Genomic DNA, 17,372 nt, shown 5'->3' on the forward strand with positions numbered 1-17,372 from the left:
ACGGAAACTGTCCAAGATTGCGTCGGGTCACGGGGACGAACGCGCGGACCGGTCGGTGGGACCGCTCAGCGGCGCAGCAGCACCGGGCCGGCGTCGATGCGGGTGCGGAACAGCGCGTACGGCTTGCGCCGCAGGTCCTTGCCCCGCTGGTACTGCGCCTGCCGGTGCAGTTGGTTGGCGGTGACGTAGAGGTACCCGTCGGTGGCCACCGACATGGTGTCCGGCCAGAGCAGTCGCGGGTCGTGGACCACTGTCTCGTAGTCGCCGTTCGGCAGCCGGCGCAGCACGGCGTTGTGCTCGTACGAGGTGACGTAGATCCGCCCCGCGTCGTCGCTCTCCAACCCGTCCGAGGCGGTGCCCCGGTCCCCCTCGTCGACGACGGTCGCGGCGACCGCCTCCTGGGTGACGCCCGGGTCGGCCAGCGCCTCGGTGGAGACGCTGTGCAGGCGCCGCGACGCCAGCGGGCAGTAGTAGAGCCGGCTGCCGTCGGCCGAGATGGCGATGCCGTCGGAGCCCATGCTCACCGGCTTCGGCGGCCCGTCCGCCGGCCGTTCGAGGAACGGCCGGCCCTCGACCACCGGGCGGAACGTCGCCAGCGACTCCGCCTTGGTGGACGGGTGGTCGTGCAGCCGCCGCCAGGAAGCGCCACTGGCCAGGTCCACCACGATGATCCCGTTCGGCCCGGAGGACGCCGAGTCGGTGATGTACGCGACCCCCGCCTCGCCGCGCCGCAGGTCGAAGCGGACGTCGTTGAGGTACGTCGTCGGCAGCGCCACGTCCGCCGGGAAGGTGATCACCTGGGCGACCGTGTCGGTGTCCAGGTCGATCCGGACCAGCTTCGGGCCGCCCGGCTTCGTGGGCTGGAACATCGGACTGCCGGTGTCCAGCACCCAGAGCCGGTCGGCCGGGTCCACCACGATGCTCTGCACCGAGATGAACGCGCCAGCGTCGTCGTCGCCCGACGGGTCGTTCCACGCCTGGTCGGGGTAGGGCACCTCCCGGCCGTCGCGCACCTCCACGACGGTGGCTGGCACCTCGTCGCCCCATTTCGGGAAGTTGACGAAGATCCGGCCCCGGTGCGAGACGCTCACGCCGGTCGGCATCGGGCCGGTGAAGGTGTGCACCAGCTCCAGCTCGCCAACCGGTTCGTCGCCGACCGGCCCGTTCATGACATCCACCCCACGGTGCTCACCGTCCACTTCCTGCCGGTTGTCACGCTCCGCCGCTGCTATTCCCGCCCAGACGTCCGGTAAGCCTCACCGTCGCCTGCGTGATCGGGAGGCGACCCGTTCGGGCGTCAGGCCAGCGGCGCGGCGGCCCTGGCGGCGGGCAGGCCGGGGACCTCGACGTCCACCGCGAGCAGGGCGCCGTCCTCCGGGCCGGGCGTGGTCAGTCCCACCCGGGCGGTGCCGATGAAGAGTCGGCGCAGGCCCGGCCCGCCCAGGCAGATGCCGGCGGGCTGCTCCGCCGGCAGCCGGATCTCCCGGTCCAGGGTGCCGTCGGGCCGGTAGCGGCGGACCGCCGAGCCGCCCCAGAACGCGACCCAGAGGTGGCCCGCCGCGTCGACGGTCATGCCGTCCGGACCTCCGTCGTCGGGGGAGAGCCGCAGGAACGGCTCCCGCCCGTGCAGGTCGCCGGTGCCCGGGTCGACGGTGAAGCGGTCGATCTCGCCGCGCGGTGTGTCGGCCAGGTACATGGTGGTGCCGGCCGCGTCGAACGCCGGCCCGTTCGGAATGGTCAGCCCGGTGACCGCGGGCACCGGCTCGGCGCCCGGGGTGAGGCGGAACAGCGTGCCCCCGCCCGGCACCATGGCGTACGTCATGCTGCCGGCCCAGAAGTGGCCGTGCGGGTCGGCGACCGCGTCGTTCATCCGGGTCGGCTCGGGTGCGTCACCGACCAGGTCGGCGACCGGTCGGGGGTCGCCCCCGGCGGGCAGCAGTGTGATGCCGGTCCCGGCGGCGGCGAGCCAGTCGCCGGGTCGGTCGGCCACCGGGGCGACAGCGCCGAGCGGAACGTCGAGGTGGCGCACCTCCCGCAGCGGACCCGGCGCGTCGCCGCCGGTCTCCAGCAGCCGGCCGGCCAGCAGGTCGACGAGGACCAGGCGGTCGTCGACCCAGCGCAGCCCTTCGCCCAGCTCCAGCCGGTCGGTGCTCCAGACGGTCGGTTCGGTCAGCTCCATGGTGCTCCTCCAAAGGATCGTCAGCGGACCGTACCGCCAGGGCCGTGGTCGAGCAGCGTCAGCTCGGCCCGGTCGGGCAGGCCCTCCCAGTCGCCCCGGGTGGCCACCGCGAACGCGCCGGTGGTGACCGCCCGGTCCAGCCGGGCGGGCGCGTCGGCGCCGTCGAGCCAACCGGAGAGCAGCCCGGCCACGAACGCGTCGCCCGCGCCGACGGTGTCCACCACCGGCACGGTACGGGCGGGACGGTGCACAGTGCCGGTCGCGCGGTGGCTGGTCGCCCCGTCGGCGCCGTGCTTGACAACGACCTCGGTCACGCCGGCCGAGAGCAGCGCCGCGACCGGGTCGGACGCGTCGGTAAGCACTGCCAACTCGTCGTCGGAGGCGACCACCAGGTCGATCGAGGGCAGCAGCGGTCGCAGCGCGTCGGCCGCCTCGGCGACCGACCAGAGCCGCTGCCGGTGGTTGACGTCCAGGCAGACGGTGGTGCCGGCGGCCCGGGCGCGCCGCACCGCGGCCACCACCGCCTGGTACGGCTCGACGCCCAGCGCGCAGGTGATGCCTGTGACGTGCAGCAGCCGGGGCGGTGATCCGGGCGCGTCGAAGGCACGGGTCACGTCGGCGGGGCGCAGCCGGGAGCCCGCGGAGCCCGCCCGGTGGTAGGTGACCCGGTTGATGTCGGCGACCCGGTTCTCGAAGACGATCAGCCCGGTGGGCGCGCCCGGGTCGATCCGGGACCAGGCCAGGTCGACACCCTCGGCGCGCAGCGTACGGCGGACCAGCTCGCCGGGCTCGTCGGCGCCGGTGACCCCGACCCAGGCGGCCCGGTGGCCGAGCCGGGCCAACCCGATGGCCACCGTCGACTCGGCCCCGGCGACGGAGATCCCGGCGGTGCCGCCCAGCCGCAGCGGGCCGCTGCTGCGGAAAGCCGCCATCGTCTCGCCGAGCGTGAGCAGGTCGGTCACCGCTGGACCGCCGTGCGGAAGCTGGCCGCGCGCTCGCGTAGTGCCGACAGGTCGCCGCCGCGGACGGCGTCACCGAGCAGCGGGGAGCCGACGCCCACCGCGACCGCGCCCCGGTCGAGGTAACGCCGCGCGCCGTCCGCGTCGACCCCGCCGACCGGCACGAACGCGGTGCCGGGGAACGGGTCCCGCAACGCGCCGAGGTAGTCCGGTCCGCCGAGGGAGGCCGGGAAGAGCTTGACGGCGGTGGCCCCGCCACTGCCGGCCTGCACCACCTCGGTGGGGGTGAGCGCTCCGGCGAGCACCGGCAGCCCGAGCCGGCCGCCCTCGGCGAGGCTCGGCGCGAGCGCCGGGGTGACAAGGAAGCCGGCGCCCGCGTCGGCAGCGGCGCGGGCGTCCTCGGCGGTGAGCACGGTGCCCGCGCCCAGGGCGTAGTCCGCCCCGAGGGCGGCCCGAGCCCGACGGATGGTGCCGAGCGCGTCGGCGCTTGTCAGCGAGACCTCGACCAGGGCGATGCCGCTCTCGGCCAGGGTGAGTACGGCGGTCAGCGCGGCGGCCGGGTCCGGGCCGCGCACGATGGCCAGCAGCCGGTGGGTACGCAGCTCGTCGAGCAGGTTCATCGCGGGTGTCCTCAGTGGATGCGGTGGGCGGAGATGGTGAGTCGCCAGGTGACCTCGCCGGCGGGCGGAACGACCGCCGCGTCGGCGGGGCCGGCGTCGGCCAGGTCGAAGGCGCTACCGAGCATCGGCTCGACACCGAGGCTGCGGTAGGGGCAGTCGGCCGGCCAGCCGCCCAGGTTGCGCCAGAGGGCGGTGCTGCGGGGCTGGCCGTCACACTCCAGCTCCAGGATCAGCCGGTCGTCGCCGTCGCTGACCTGGACGCGGGGGCAGTCGAGCAGCACCGCGCCGAGCGCGGTCCCGTCGTCGGGGCCGAACGTGTCGAGCGTCAGCCCGGCCGGGGAGGGCCACGGGCCGGTCAGCCACGGGTCGCCGTCGGGCCAGGTGCCCGGCGGCAGCAGGGCGGCGGCCTCCGGGTGCAGCCGGGTGGGGGTGCCGGCGGGTGCGACGAGGTGAGCGTCGGGAGACAGGCCGAGCAGGGCGTGCGCAGCCCACACGAAGCGGTAACCGGGGTCGGCGGCCAGCCGGTAGTCGGCCACCACCACACCGCCGGAGTCGCTGATCCGGCGGGTCAGGGTGAACGTCGGCCGCTCGATGACCAGGGTGTCGGGGCCGGCGCTGTCGGGGCCGACGGTTCGCCACGGGCGCGACCACACCTCGCCGTGGTCGGGCTCGCCGCGCACCGTGGGCAGGCACTCCTCCAACCCGCCGGCGTCGACGAACGCGTCGTCGGGGCGTACCTCGTGCCGGCCCGGTTCCGGGCCGCGCCAGAGCCACTCCCGGCCGCCACCGCGCAGGCTTGTCCACCGGCCGCCGTGCGCCGCGTCGTACGCCACCCGCAGCGGCACCGGAGTCGCGCCGGTCACCATTCCGCGAACGACCCGTCGGCGTGCTGCCAGACCGGGTTGCGCCAGGTGTGCGGTGTCTGCGCCGCCTTGCGGACGGCCGCCTCGTCCACCGTGATGCCCAGGCCGGGCCGGTCGAGGCGGGCGATGTGCCCGTCCACGAACCGGAACGGCTCCGGGTCGACCAGGTAGTCCAGCAACTCGGAGCCGACGTTGTAGTGGATCCCGATGCTCTGCTCCTGGATCAGGAAGTTCGGCGTCGCGAAGGCCACCTGGAGGCTGGCCGCCAGGGAGATCGGGCCGAGCGGGCAGTGCGGGGCGAGCAGCGCGCCGTACGTCTCGGCCAGCGCGGCGATCCGGCGGACCTCGGAGATCCCGCCGGCGTGCGACAGGTCCGGCTGGACCACCGTGACGCCGGCCTGCAACGGGCCGAGAAACTCGGAGCGGCCGTAGAGCCGCTCGCCGGTGGCCACCGGGATCGGTGTGCTGGCGACGATGTCGCGCAGGTGGTGGGCCTGGTCGGGCAGGACCGGCTCCTCCACGAAGAACGGGCGCAGGGGCGCCAGCTCGGGCAGGATCCGGCGTACCGCGGCCAGCCCGGCCCGACCGTGGAAGTCCAGCGCGATGTCCCGGTCGGGGCCGAGCACGTCCCGGGCGGCGGCGACCCGGCCGATCACCTCGTCCACCTCGGCGGAGGTGGGGATGGGGGAGAGCCGGCCGCACGCGTTCATCTTGACGCCGGTGAGGCCGGCGGCGACCTGCGCGGCGGCGGCGTCGGCAACCTCGGCGGGCTCGTCCCCGCCGATCCAGGAGTAGATCCGCACCTTCTCGCGCACCGGCCCGCCGAGGAGCGCGTGCACCGGCGCGCCGTACGCCTGTCCGGCGATGTCCCAGAGTGCCTGGTCGAGGCCGGCGACCGCGCTGGAGAGGATCGGGCCGCCGCGGTAGAAGCCGCCCTTGGTGAGCACCTGCCAGTGCTGCTCGATCCGCAGCGGGTCGGCGCCGATCAGGTACTCGGCGAGCACCTCGACGGCGCTGCGCACCACTTCGGCGCGCCCCTCCACCACCGGTTCACCCCAGCCGACCAGCCCGTCGTCGGTCTCCACCCGGCAGAACAACCACCGTGGCGCGACCAGGAAGGTCTCGATGCGCTCGATCTTCACTGACTGCCCCTTCGTCCCCGTGCCTTCTCGACGTCGCGGACGGCCTTGTCCAGCAACTCACGCATGGCGGTCTCGGCCGCCGTCTCGTTCCGCTCGCGCAGCGCGTCGACGACGGCACGGTGGCTGGGCACCGGGTCGTCGTGCGCGGCGCCGCCGTGCACCAGGCGGTCCCGTTCGGCGAGCCCGGTCTCCATCACCACCTCCATCCGTTCCAGCAGCTCGTTGTGCGTGGCGGTGAGCAGCGCGCGGTGGAAGGCGAGGTCGGCGGCGACGGCGGCGGCGGGATCACCGTCGGCCTCGGCCATCTCGGCAAGTGCCCCGTCGAGGGCGGCCAGGTCGTCCTCGGTCGCCCGGGTGGCGGCCAGCCGTGCGGCGGCCGGCTCGATGATCGCGCGCACCTCGTGCAGCTTCTCGAGCAGGCGTTCGTCGGGGCCCTCCGCGAACTGCCAGCGGATCACGTCGCCGTCGAGCAGGTTCCAGTCGGCGCGGGGCCGGACGAACGTGCCGCGCTTCTGCCGGGCGTCGACGATGCCCTTGGCCGAGAGGACCTTCAGCGCCTCGCGGAGCGCGGTCAGGCTGACGCCGAACTCCTCCTGCAGGGCGACGATGTTCAGTGTCGCGCCGGCAGGGATCTCACCGGTGAGGATGCGACGGGCGATCGCTTCGACGGTCTGCCCGTGGACGCCGCGGCGTGCGTACTGTGCCAATGCTCCTGGCCTTTTCGTTTGTCGGTATCGATCTCTCAGGCCGAGGCTTTCACCGCTGTCCAGCCACCGTCCACAACGAGGCTCGCGCCGGTGACGTAGGCGGCGTCCGGTGAGGCGAGGAAGGCGACAGTCGCGGCCACCTCGTCCGGGGTGCCGAAGCGCTTCGCCACCGTCTCGGCGACGCTGCGCGCACGGTCCTCTTCGGACACGTCGGCCCAGGCGGCGGTGAGGATCGGGCCGGGCAGCACGGTGTTGACCCGCACCTGTGGGCCGTACTCCACGGCGAGTTGGCGGCCGAGCGCGACCAGGCCACCCTTGGCCGCGGCGTACGCGGGGCGGCCCGGCAACCCGACCAGGGCGTGCACCGAGGAGATCAGCACCACCGCGCCGGAGCGGGCCCGCAGGTCGTCCAGGCAGGCGCGGACGCCGAGGAACGCGCCGGTGAGGCTGACGCCGAGCTGCTCGTCCCAGGATTGCCGACTGGTCTCGTGGGCCGGGGCGACCCGCACGGCGTACGCGGTGTTGACCAGGATGTCGATCGGGCCGAGGCCGGCGCGTACGGCGGACACCGCGGCCGCCCAGTCGCTCTCGTCGCTGACATCAGCCACTACGGACAGTGCTCGTCCGCCGCTAGCTGTCAGTTCGTCGGCAAGCGGGGTCGGGTCGTGCACGTCGAGCAGCGCAACCGCCGCGCCCTCGGCGACGAGCCGCCGGGCCGTGGCGGCGCCGATCCCGCCCATCGCGCCGGTGACCAGCGCGTTCATGCCTTCAAGCCGGCGCATAAGCTGATCCACCTGACCCTCGCCTTGATCTCATCTAATCATTAATTACGAAGATATCTTGACAGCCGGCGACGTCCGATGCAACCTTCTCGACACAGCATTCACATGGACGACACACTGCGCGGTGACGCTACGTGTCGTAGAGGAAGGGATACCTCCGTGAGCGACTTCGACCCCGGTCGCCGGCGATTCCTTGGCCATCTCGGGCTCGCCGGCCTGGGTGCCCTCGGCGCCAGCTCGTTCCTCAGCGCGTGCGCCAGCTCCGCCAGCGGACCGACTTCGAGCAACGGCTCGGGCGCGGTCACCATCCAGTCCAACCTCTCCTCGCCGCAGGCCAAGGCCGCGATGGAGAAGCTGATCGAGACCTTCAACGCGCAGGGCAAGGGCAAGGCGACCCTCAACACGATCGCCTCGGAGACCTTCCGGACCCAACTGCCGACGTACCTGACCTCGGCGAACCCGCCGGACCTCTACACCTGGTACGCGGGCTCGGTCGCCAACGACTACGCCAGCAAGAACCTGCTGCTTGACGTCTCCGACGTGTGGAAGTCGCTCGGCGACTACCCGCAGTCGCTGCGCACCCTCTCCACCGACGCCAGCGGCAAGCAGGTCTTCGTGCCGATGAACAACTACTGGTGGGGCTTCTTCTACCGCAAGTCCAACTTCGCCAAGTGGGGCGTGCAGGAGCCGAAGACCTGGACCGAGTTCCTGGCGGTCTGCGAGACGTTGAAGAGCAAGGGCGTTCCGCCCATCGGCATCGGTCTCGGAGACACCCCGTGGGTCGCCTCGGCCTGGTTCGACTACCTCAACATCCGGATCAACGGCGCGCCGTTCCACCGCGAACTGCTCGCCGGCAAGCAGCGCTTCGACGACCCGAAGGTCAAGGCGGTCTTCACCCGCTGGCGCGAGGCCCTGCCCTACTTCGACCCCAAGGGCAAGGCGTACCCGTTCCAGGAGGCGACCACCGCGTTGCTGGCCGGCAAGACCGGCATGTTCCTGATCGGCACGTTCTTCGCCGACGCCGCGCCCAAGGACGCCCTCGGTGACCTGGACTTCTTCCGGTTCCCGATCATCGACCCGGCGGTGCCGCTGGCCGAGGAGGCCCCCACCGACGGCTTCTTCGCCAGCGCGAAGACCGCCAACCCGACAGGCACCAGGGCCCTGCTCAGCTACCTCTCCGGGGTCGAGGCCCAGGAGGCGTACGTCAAGGCCAGCTCCGGCATCGTGCTGCCGGCCAACCCCAAGGCCAAGGCGTCCGACTCGCCGCTTGTGGTCAAGGGCAAGGCGATGCTCGACGAGGCCAAGGAGCTGACCCAGTTCTTCAACCGCGACTCCAGCGACGCACTCCAGCCGACCGCGGACACCGCACTGACCAAGTTCATCGACAAGCCGGACCAGATCGACGCGATCCTGCGGGAGTGGCAGGCCGGCGCCGAGAAGGTCTTCAAGGGCTGACGTGACAGCAACGATCTCCACGACTTCGGTCACCCCCACCCGGCGGCGGCGACGGTCGGCTCGACTGTCGCCGCTGCTTGTGGCGTTCGTCCTGGTGCCGTTCGCGGTCGAGAGCATCTGGGTGTTCTGGCCGGCGCTCCAGGGTTTCTGGTTCTCGCTCACCCGCTGGGACGGGATGTCGTCGCCGTCCTTCGTCGGCACCGACAACTACGTCGAGCTGGCCGGTGACGCCACCTTCCGCGGCGCGCTCGTCAACACGGTGATCTGGCTGGTGCTCTTCGGTGGCCTCTCCGTGCTGGGCGGCTTCGGCATGGCGCTGGTTCTGCAGAAGGAGCGGCGCGGGGTCGGCTTCTACCGGGCCGCGCTGTTCACCCCTGTGGTGTTCTCGCTTGTGGTGACCGCGCTGGTCTGGCGGGTGTTCTACCAGCCCGACGGCATCGCCGACACGCTGCTGCGGGCCGTCGGGCTGGAGAGCCTGATCCGGCCCTGGCTCGCCGACCCGCAGACCGCCCTGTACGCGGTGATCCTGCCCGCGCTGTGGCGGCAGATCGGCTACGTGATGGTGCTGTTCCTGGCCGGGCTGAAGGCGATCGACCCGGCGCTGCACGAGGCGGCCCGGATGGACGGCGCCAACTCCTGGCAGCGGCTGCGGCACGTCACGATTCCCCAGCTCAAGGGGGTGAACGCAGTGGTGCTGTCGGTCATCGTGATCGACTCGCTGCGCTCGTTCGACATCGTCTGGTCGCTGACCAAGGGCGGGCCGTACCACTCGTCGGAGCTGCTCAGCACCTACATGTACTCGACCGCGTTCCAGAGCCTGCGGCTGGGCTACGCCTCGGCCATCGCCGTCGTGATCTTCGTGCTCGCGTTGGCCGTCATCCTCGGCTACCTGGTCCGCGCGTTCCGGGAGGAAGCGTGATGAACAAGCTCCGTACCGGGGCCTTCCACACCGGCATGATCCTGCTCTCGCTGCTGTGGCTCGGGCCGGTGATCTGGGTCGTGGTGATGTCCACCCGGTCGTTCGACGACATCGCCGCGCACGGCGTCGGCAGCCTGCCCCGGTCGTTCACGCTGGACACCTACCGGCAGGCCTGGACCGACGGCGGCGAGCTGCGCGCCCTGATCAACAGCATGCTTGTCACCGTCCCGTCGGTGGCGTTGAGCCTCGGGCTCGCGGCGATGGCCGCGTTCGCGCTGAGCCGCTTCCGGATCCCGGGCCGGCGCACGATCCTGTTGCTGATGCTCGCCGGCAACCTGCTGCCACCGCAGATCCTGCTCATCCCGGTGGCCAAGTTCAGCGAGCTGACCGGCCTGTACGACACGCTCTGGGCGTTGATCGCGGTGCAGGTCGGCTTCGGGCTCGGCTTCTACACCTTCGTCCTGCACGGCTTCATGCGGGACCTGCCGGGCGAGATCCAGGAGGCGGCCACCATCGACGGCGCCGGCACGGCGCAGATCTTCACGAAGGTGATGCTGCCGCTGACCCGCCCCGCGCTGGCCGCCCTCGGCGCGTTGTCCTTCACCTGGATCTTCAACGACCTGCTCTGGGCGATCACCGTGCTGCGGACCGACGACAACATGCCGGTCACCCCGGCGCTGCTCGGCCTCCAGGGGCAGTTCGTCTCGTCCTGGAACGTCATCGCCGCCGGCACCGTCATCGCTGCCGTCCCCACCGTCGCGGTCTTCCTGCGCTTCCAACGGCACTTCGTCTCCGGCCTGGCGCTCGGAGCGGTCAAGTGACCGCCGTGACGGGGCAGCGCTGGACGCTGCGCGGCACGCACACCGAGTACACAGTGGCGGTGCCGGCGCACGGCCGCTGGCTGGAGCTTGTCGCGTGGGGGCCGCACGGTGTCTCGGACGGGCCCTCACCGGTCGCCTACGACGGCCCGGTGCCGTTCCTCACCGCCGGCGACGCCGCCCCCATCGAATACGCCACCGACGCCGACCGCCCGTTCACCGGCGCGGACCTGGTGGTGGAGACCTCGGCCGGGCAGCGCCGGGTCGGCTTCTTTTACACCGAGGCGCGGATCGACGCCGACCAGCGGGAGCTGGCCGTCGACTTCGCCGACCCGGTGACCGGGCTGCGCGCAACTGTGCGCTACCGGGTGCCCACCGGCACCGACGTGGTGGAGCGGTGGGTCGAGCTGAGCAACGACGGCGCCGACGCGCTGCGGGTGGTCCGGGCCGGCTCGGGCGGGTTCTGCGTACCCACGCCACACGGCGCGCTGCTCAGTCACCAGTGGGGGCAGTGGGCGCAGGAGTTCCAGCTCGCCCACGTCGAGTTGGGCCACGGCACGTTCAGCATCGGCAGCTCCCAGGGCGTACCCGGGCATCTGCACGTGCCGTGGCTGGCCGTGCGGGACACCGCCGACCCGGCCGGCGCGGCCTGGGGAATGGCGTTGGCCTGGACCGGTTCGTGGGAGATGAGCGCCGAGCGGGACACCGGCGGGCTGACCCGGGTGCGGGCCGGCCGTCAGCTTGTCGACGGCCCACTGAACCTGGCCCCCGGCGACCGGCTGACCCTGCCGGTGGTCACCGGCGCGTACAGCCCGGACGGCCTGGACGGGCTGGCCCGGGTCTGGCACACCCACCAGCGGTTGCTCGCCGCCGACCGGCTCACCCCGCGCCCGGTGCTCTACAACTCCTGGGAGGCCACCTACTTCGCGGTCGAGGCGCAGAGCCAGTTGGCGCTCGCCCGGATCGCCGCCGAGCTGGGCGTGGAGACGTTCGTGGTGGACGACGGCTGGTTCGTCGGCCGGAACGACGACACCGCCGGTCTGGGCGACTGGACGCCCGATCCGGCGAAGTTCCCGGCCGGGTTCGACGCGTTCATCGCCGACGTCCGCGCGCTCGGGCTGAACTTCGGGCTCTGGGTGGAGCCGGAGTGCGTCAACCCGAAGTCGACCCTGTACGCCGAGCACCCGGACTGGGTCTACGCCGTCGACGGTCGGCCGCTCACCCCGGTCCGCAACCAGTACCTGCTCGACCTGGGCCGGCCGGAGGTCGCCGAGTTCGTGCACTCCACGGTGGACGGCCTGCTGCGCCGGTACGACATCGACTATTTGAAGTGGGACTTCAACCGCCCGCGTACCGAACCGGGCCGGCCCGGTGGGGTCGGGCCGCTCGACCTGGACGGCGCGCACGTCGCCAACCTGCACCGGATCTACGAGCGGCTGCGCCGGGACCACCCCGGGGTGCTGATCGAGGCCTGTGCCGGTGGGGGCGCGCGGACCGACCTGGCGATGGCCGCCCGCGCCGACGTCTTCTGGCCCAGCGACAACACCGGTCCGCTGGACCGGCTGGCCATCCAGTACGGCTTCCTGCACGCCAACGCCCCACACCTGCTCAGCTCCTGGGTCACCGACGCGCCCGGCCTGTTCGACAGCCGCCCCCGCTCGCTGGCGTTCCGGTTCGTCCTCGCGATGGCCGGCGTGCTCGGCGTCGGCGCGGACATCCGGGCCTGGACCCCCGCCGAGCGGGCCGAGGCGGCCGGCTGGATCGCCCGCTACAAGGAGATCCGGGACGTCGTCACAGGCGGTGAGGTGCACCTGATCGGCGGCCCCGACCAGGCCCGCTGCGCGGTGCAGTACACCGCCCCGGACCAGCGTCGGGTGGTCGTCCTGGCCTGGCACACCGGCCGGCTCGACGGGACCGGGCTGCTCCCGTCCCACCCGGTCCGGCTGCCTTTGCGGGGCCTCGACCCGGCGGCCCGCTACTCCCACGGCGACCGCCACTACTCCGGCAGCCACCTCGCCGCTGTCGGCCTGCCCGTGCAGTGGAGCGCCACCCACGACGCCGACCTCATCGTGCTGACCCGCGACTGAGGCCGGAGCACCACCACACCCCACCCCTGAAAGGGACAGGAGTACCCCCATGCGCCTGATCCGACAGCTGACCGCTGGCCTGGCCGTGCTCGGCCTGGGCCTGGCCAGCCCCATGCCGGCGATGGCCGGCCCGCCACCGGCTGGCCCACCGCAGCCCGGCAAGCCCCACGCCGTCCCGGCGCAGTCCGGTCACGGGCCTGGCCGTCCCGGCCTCGCCCCGACCGGCGCCGAGGACCAGGGCGCGCCCACGTTCTACAACAGTGGGCTCGCACCGACGCCCTACCAGGGCTGGAACACCTACTTCGGCCTCGGTGGCGATCCCACCGAGGCCGAAGTCAGGTCGGTCACCGACCACATGGTCCAGAGTGGCCTGCGCGACGCCGGCTACACCTACGTCTGGATCGACGGCAACTGGGCCGCGCCCACCCCGCGTAACGAGGCCGGCCAGCTCGTCGCCGACCCGGCCCGCTTCCCCGGCGGGATGGCCGCGCTGGCCGCGTACATCCACAGCAGGGGCATGAAGGCCGGCATCTACACCGACGCCGGGCCGTACCTGCCGGGCCAGTGCGGGTTGGGCAGCAACGGCCACTACCAGGCCGACATCGCCCAGTTCGCGGGCTGGGGCTTCGACGCGCTCAAGGCCGACTGGCTCTGCGGCCGGGCCGCCGGCCTCGATCCGGAGGCCACCTTCCGTGAGCTGGCCGAGGCGGTACGTCAGTCACCCCGGCCGATGCTGCTCAACATCTGCAACCCGGTCAGCTCCGACTGGGGCGGCGGCCCGTACACCCCGGAACAGCTCTCCACCTGGAGCTACACGTACGCGCCCACCATTGCCGACTCGTGGCGGACGTACACCGACGTGGGTCTCACCGACCCGACCCCGCAGTGGGCGTACCCGTGGGTGCTGCGCAACATGGACGTCAACGCGTACCACCCGGCGGCCACCGGACCGGGGCACTACAACGACCCGGACTACCTGTTGCCGATGCGTCCACTGCCCGACGGTGGGTACGAGCTGAGCCTTGAGGAGTCCAAGACGCAGCTCGGCATGTGGGCAATCATGGCCGCGCCGCTGGTGATCGGCTCCGACCCGCGCGGCCTGCCGAACGAGATGATCTCGGCGTTGACCAACCCGGAGATCGTCGCGGTGGACCAGGACCCGCTGGTCCGGCAGGGCGTCAAGGTCGCCGACACCGGCACCGACGCGCAGGTCTGGAGCAAGGTGCTCACCGGGTCCGGCAAGCGGGCCGTCGCGCTGCTCAACCGGCACGACACCGCCCAGCGGATCACTGTGACCTTCGCCGACGTCGCGCTCGGCGGCTCGGTGCGCGTGCGTGACCTGTGGGCCCGTGCCGACGTGGACGCCCAGCCCGGCACCGCCGGTGTCCAACCGTTCACCGGCTCGTACACCGTCGAGGTGCCGGCGCACGGGGTGGCGATGCTGGGTCTGACCGGCACCGACCAGGTCGCCGGCGCCAACCTCGGTGGCTCCGCCAGCGCCAGCCCCGCGCTGGTCCGGGTGGACGACACGCACGCCACCGCCTTCGTCCGTGACGCCTCGGGCGCGCTGGCGGTCAACACGCGCTCCGGCGCGACGTGGGGAACCCAGTGGACCTCACTCGGCGGCCCGGTCGGCGGCCGGATCCTCGGCCAGCCGTCCGCGTACGGCTCCGCCGGTGGGCGGCTCGACGTGTTCGTCCGGGGCACCGACAACGCGGCCTGGCAGCGTAGTTACACCGCCGGGCAGTGGGGACCGTGGCGCAGCCTCGGTGGCACGCTGACCGACGCTCCCACCGTCGCCTGGACCAGCCCGACCCAGTGGACCCTGGTGGCGCGCGGAGCCGACGGCAAGCTCTGGTCGCGTACGCCCAGCACCGGCTGGTCGGCCATCGGCGCGCCCGAGAACCGGCCGTTCTACGGTCGGCCGAGCGCGGTCGTCGACGACGCGGGCGTGCTGCACGTGGCGGTGCGCAGCCGCACCGACGAGGTGTGGTGGAGCAGCCGGACCGGCACCACCTGGTCGGCCTGGACCAGCCTGGGCGGCACCACCAGCGGCAGCCCGACGTTGCTCGCCACGGCCGGGCGGGTCTACCTGTTCTCGCTGGCCGCCGACAACCGGCTCTGGCAGCGCAACCTGACCGATGGTGCCTGGGGCGGCTGGTTCCAGCGGGGTGAGTTCGCGACCGACGCGTTCCGGGGCGCGCCGGGGGCCGCTGCCGGCGCCAACGGCAGCGCCTGGCTGGCGGTACGCGGCGTGGACGACCGGGTGCACCAGATCGTCCTCTGATCCACGGTGGCGGGCCGTCGACCGGCGGCCCGCCACCCGCACGCTCGGCCTCAGGCCGGGATGAGGTCGCGGCACCGACCCAGGGCGGCCACGGCGAGTGGCGCGTCTCGGCCCGCGATCCCGACCTCCAGCTCGGTCACCGCCGCCGCGGCCCACTCCGGTGCGCCCGCCGCGGCCGCCGCCTCCGCCAGCACCAGCACCGCCTCGGCGGCCCACGCCAGGATGCCCTTGCCGCGTACCAGCGACAGGGCCTCCGTCGCGTGCCGGACCGCCTCGCCCGGCCGCCCGGCCAGGGTCAGCCGGGCCAGCGCCGAGAGCGTCTGCACCAGCGGCCAGATCGCGCCGACCCGTCGAGCGTCGGCCACCACCTCCCGCAGCGCCTGTTCCGCCCGCCGTACCTCGTCGTCCCCGGCGGCGGTGCGGGCCAGCACGGTCGCCAGTTCGGCCCTCGCGTCGAGCAGGATGACAGGCATCCGCTCCGCGCTGGCGACCAGTCGGGTGAGCCGCTGGGCGAGACCGTCCAGCCGGCCGGCGGCCCGGTCCAGCGACAGCTCGGTCGCCTCCACCAGGGCGGTCAGCCGCTCGTACCCGGACTCGTCGACGAGCGTCCGACCAGCCGCGAGGAGCGCCTCGGCCTGTTCCGGGTGCCCGGCGTGCAACGCGCCCTGCGCCCAGTTCAGGCACGCCCGTGCGTGCTCTCGCGGCCGGTCGGCCAACTCGGCGGACGCCCGCAGCTCCGTGATGATCGCCCAGGCGACCGGGTCGCCCAGCTCCAGCAGCAGCGAGGCGCGGGCGATGCGGACCGCGAGGTGCGCACCCGGGTCCCCGCTGGCCGCCGCGGCGCTCTCCGCCTCCGCGCAGCGGGCCAGGTGGTCGCCGACGTGCCGGCCGACGACGGTGTCGGGGGCCGCCAGCACCGCGAGCGCCGGGGCCTTGCGTCGCGGTGCGCGCAGGTACGGCACGGCACGTTCGATCTCGGTGTACCCGCGCAGCTCCTCGCCCTGCTGGCGCAGCATCCGACCGAGCACCAGACCCAGTTCGCCGCGCGCTCCGGGCGGCAGCCGTCGGTCGGCGAGCAGCCGCTCCAGCACCGGGATCGCCTCGGCCTGACTGAGCCCGTCGATGGCCGACCGGCCCAGCTTGGCGGCGAGCCGCACCCGTACCGGTCGGGGCAGCTCGGCGACGTCCATCGTCTGGAGCAGGAAGCTGGCGGCGGTCGCGTCGTCGCCCCGCTCGGTGGCCAGGTCGGCGGCCGCCTCGGCGTTGCGGACGAAGTCCGCGCCGCTGCCGGCCCGGCGGTAGTGGTGCGCGAGTTGGGCGACCGGCCGGGGCAGCTCCTGTTCCAACACCCGTGCCACGCGCAGGTGCAGCCACTCCCGGCTCTCCCGGGGCACCAGGTCGTACACCACCTGCCGGGCCAGGTCGTGGCGGAATCGCAGGCCGTCGCCGGCATCGTGCAGCAGGCCGGCCCGATGGGCCGCGGTCAGTGCCGTGCCGACCGCCACCCGGTCCAGGCTGAGCACCGACGCGAGGATGCGCTGGTCCGGCGCCAACCCCAGCACGGCGGCGGCGCCGAGCACCTCCCGGGTGGCCTCGTCGAGCGCACGCAACCGCCAGAGCAGCACGTCCCGCAGGACGAACGGGACGCTGTCGTCAGCCAACGGGTCGCCGCCCCGTTCCGCGAGCGTCCGCAGCACCTCCTCGACGACGAACGGGATGCCGGCGGTGCGGTCGAGCAGGGTGGCGACCAGCCGCTCCGGCGGGTCGTCGAGCCGCAGGGTCCGGGCGGCCAGCCGGCGTACGTCGGTGGCGTCCAGCGGGCCGAGCGTGACCCTCCACGGTGGAGTCCGCGCCAGCGCGTCGTGGATCGGCGTGCTGCCGCCCGGCATCACCGTGCGGGTGGTCAGCACGACCGCCAGCCCGTCAACCGGATGGGTGCTCAGGTAGCCGAGGAACTCGCAGGTCGCCGGGTCGGCCCAGTGCAGATCCTCAAGGAGCAGCGTGCCGGGGCTCAACGCGGCAAGCACCGCGCCGACGGCCCGGAGCAGCCGGTGCCGCTCGGCTGCCGGGTCGGTCAACGGGGGTGGCGGGTCGGGCAGCGCGTCGGCCAGTTCGGGCAGCAGCGGCGCGAGGGCGCCGGCCACCGGGCTGAGCGCGCCGAGTCGGTTGGCGCTGCCCCGGATCGCGTCCAGCAGGACGCCGAGCGGAAAAGGTTCCGGCACGTCGTCGCACTCGCCGATCAGGTAACTCCCGGGAAGGTCGGCGAGCAACTCGTTCACCAGCCGGCTCTTGCCGATCCCGGGCTCGCCCTCCACCAGGATCAGGCACGGTGGCGCGTCGACGAGCCGGCGTAGCCGGGCCAACTCCGCCGCTCGTCCGACGAACTCGACGGGCCCGCGCAGACGTTCGGGGCGGACGGGAGATGGGTCCCCGCCGCCCCGCGTCGTGTCCTGGTCGCCGTCGATCACCGTGGGGCCGAGCAGATCACCCCTACCGGTGCGGACGGCCGCCCGGCGGACCAGCGGTGACCTGAGTCACACGCCGGTCCGCCGGT

Annotated in this window: 14 protein-coding genes; 5 read left to right on the forward strand and 9 right to left on the reverse strand. The window is 73.1% G+C overall.

Annotation, left to right across the window (positions count from 1 at the left end; all coding sequences use genetic code 11):
- Positions 1-65: 65 nt before the first annotated feature.
- From ACQPWW_RS02965 to ACQPWW_RS03000, 8 genes are all read right to left on the reverse strand, one after another.
- The gene (locus tag ACQPWW_RS02965) at positions 66-1,169 is read right to left on the reverse strand and encodes an L-dopachrome tautomerase-related protein (RefSeq protein ID WP_433128870.1); all 1,104 of its coding nucleotides are present in this window, start codon (positions 1,167-1,169) and stop codon (positions 66-68) included.
- Between the two features lie 128 nt (positions 1,170-1,297).
- Positions 1,298-2,179 (reverse strand): SMP-30/gluconolactonase/LRE family protein, encoded by an 882-nt coding sequence (locus ACQPWW_RS02970; RefSeq protein ID WP_433128872.1) that lies wholly within the window; start codon positions 2,177-2,179, stop codon positions 1,298-1,300.
- 20 nt (positions 2,180-2,199) lie between these two features.
- Positions 2,200-3,141: a sugar kinase gene (locus tag ACQPWW_RS02975; RefSeq protein WP_433128874.1), complete on the reverse strand. Its 942-nt coding sequence runs from the start codon at positions 3,139-3,141 to the stop codon at positions 2,200-2,202.
- On the reverse strand, positions 3,138-3,758 hold the full coding sequence (locus ACQPWW_RS02980) for a bifunctional 4-hydroxy-2-oxoglutarate aldolase/2-dehydro-3-deoxy-phosphogluconate aldolase (RefSeq protein ID WP_433128876.1): 621 nt from the start codon (positions 3,756-3,758) through the stop codon (positions 3,138-3,140). The genes ACQPWW_RS02975 and ACQPWW_RS02980 overlap by 4 nt, the downstream gene beginning before the upstream one ends.
- An 11-nt stretch (positions 3,759-3,769) precedes the next feature.
- On the reverse strand, positions 3,770-4,624 hold the full coding sequence (locus tag ACQPWW_RS02985) for a hypothetical protein (RefSeq protein ID WP_433128878.1): 855 nt from the start codon (positions 4,622-4,624) through the stop codon (positions 3,770-3,772).
- Entirely contained in the window at positions 4,618-5,763 is a 1,146-nt protein-coding gene (gene dgoD, locus ACQPWW_RS02990) for a galactonate dehydratase (protein WP_433128880.1), read from the reverse strand. The genes ACQPWW_RS02985 and dgoD overlap by 7 nt, the downstream gene beginning before the upstream one ends.
- Entirely contained in the window at positions 5,760-6,470 is a 711-nt protein-coding gene (locus ACQPWW_RS02995) for a FadR/GntR family transcriptional regulator (RefSeq protein WP_433128882.1), read from the reverse strand. Before ACQPWW_RS02995 ends, dgoD begins: the two co-directional genes overlap by 4 nt.
- 35 nt (positions 6,471-6,505) lie before the next feature.
- Complete coding sequence (locus ACQPWW_RS03000) at positions 6,506-7,252, reverse strand: SDR family NAD(P)-dependent oxidoreductase (RefSeq protein ID WP_433128884.1); 747 nt, start codon at positions 7,250-7,252, stop codon at positions 6,506-6,508.
- Between the two features lie 159 nt (positions 7,253-7,411).
- Here ACQPWW_RS03000 and ACQPWW_RS03005 point away from each other — a divergent pair, with 159 nt between their 5' ends.
- From ACQPWW_RS03005 to ACQPWW_RS03025, 5 genes are read left to right on the forward strand one after another with little or no spacing between them, the layout of a single operon-like run.
- On the forward strand, positions 7,412-8,707 hold the full coding sequence (locus ACQPWW_RS03005; RefSeq protein ID WP_433128886.1) for an ABC transporter substrate-binding protein: 1,296 nt from the start codon (positions 7,412-7,414) through the stop codon (positions 8,705-8,707).
- A 1-nt stretch (position 8,708) separates the two neighbouring features.
- Positions 8,709-9,626: a carbohydrate ABC transporter permease gene (locus tag ACQPWW_RS03010; protein WP_433128888.1), complete on the forward strand. Its 918-nt coding sequence runs from the start codon at positions 8,709-8,711 to the stop codon at positions 9,624-9,626.
- Positions 9,626-10,447: a carbohydrate ABC transporter permease gene (locus ACQPWW_RS03015; RefSeq protein WP_433128890.1), complete on the forward strand. Its 822-nt coding sequence runs from the start codon at positions 9,626-9,628 to the stop codon at positions 10,445-10,447. The genes ACQPWW_RS03010 and ACQPWW_RS03015 overlap by 1 nt, the downstream gene beginning before the upstream one ends.
- Positions 10,444-12,531, forward strand: a complete 2,088-nt coding sequence (locus tag ACQPWW_RS03020; RefSeq protein WP_433128892.1) for an alpha-galactosidase — start codon at positions 10,444-10,446, stop codon at positions 12,529-12,531. The genes ACQPWW_RS03015 and ACQPWW_RS03020 overlap by 4 nt, the downstream gene beginning before the upstream one ends.
- 49 nt (positions 12,532-12,580) lie before the next feature.
- Positions 12,581-14,818, forward strand: a complete 2,238-nt coding sequence (locus ACQPWW_RS03025) for a glycoside hydrolase family 27 protein (protein WP_433128894.1) — start codon at positions 12,581-12,583, stop codon at positions 14,816-14,818.
- A 50-nt stretch (positions 14,819-14,868) separates the two neighbouring features.
- Here ACQPWW_RS03025 and ACQPWW_RS03030 read toward each other — a convergent pair whose 3' ends face one another.
- Positions 14,869-17,286 (reverse strand): ATP-binding protein, encoded by a 2,418-nt coding sequence (locus ACQPWW_RS03030; RefSeq protein ID WP_433128896.1) that lies wholly within the window; start codon positions 17,284-17,286, stop codon positions 14,869-14,871.
- Between the last annotated feature and the right edge of the window lie 86 nt (positions 17,287-17,372).

The organism is Micromonospora sp. CA-240977, from assembly GCF_050942285.1.
Lineage (GTDB): Bacteria > Actinomycetota > Actinomycetes > Mycobacteriales > Micromonosporaceae > Micromonospora.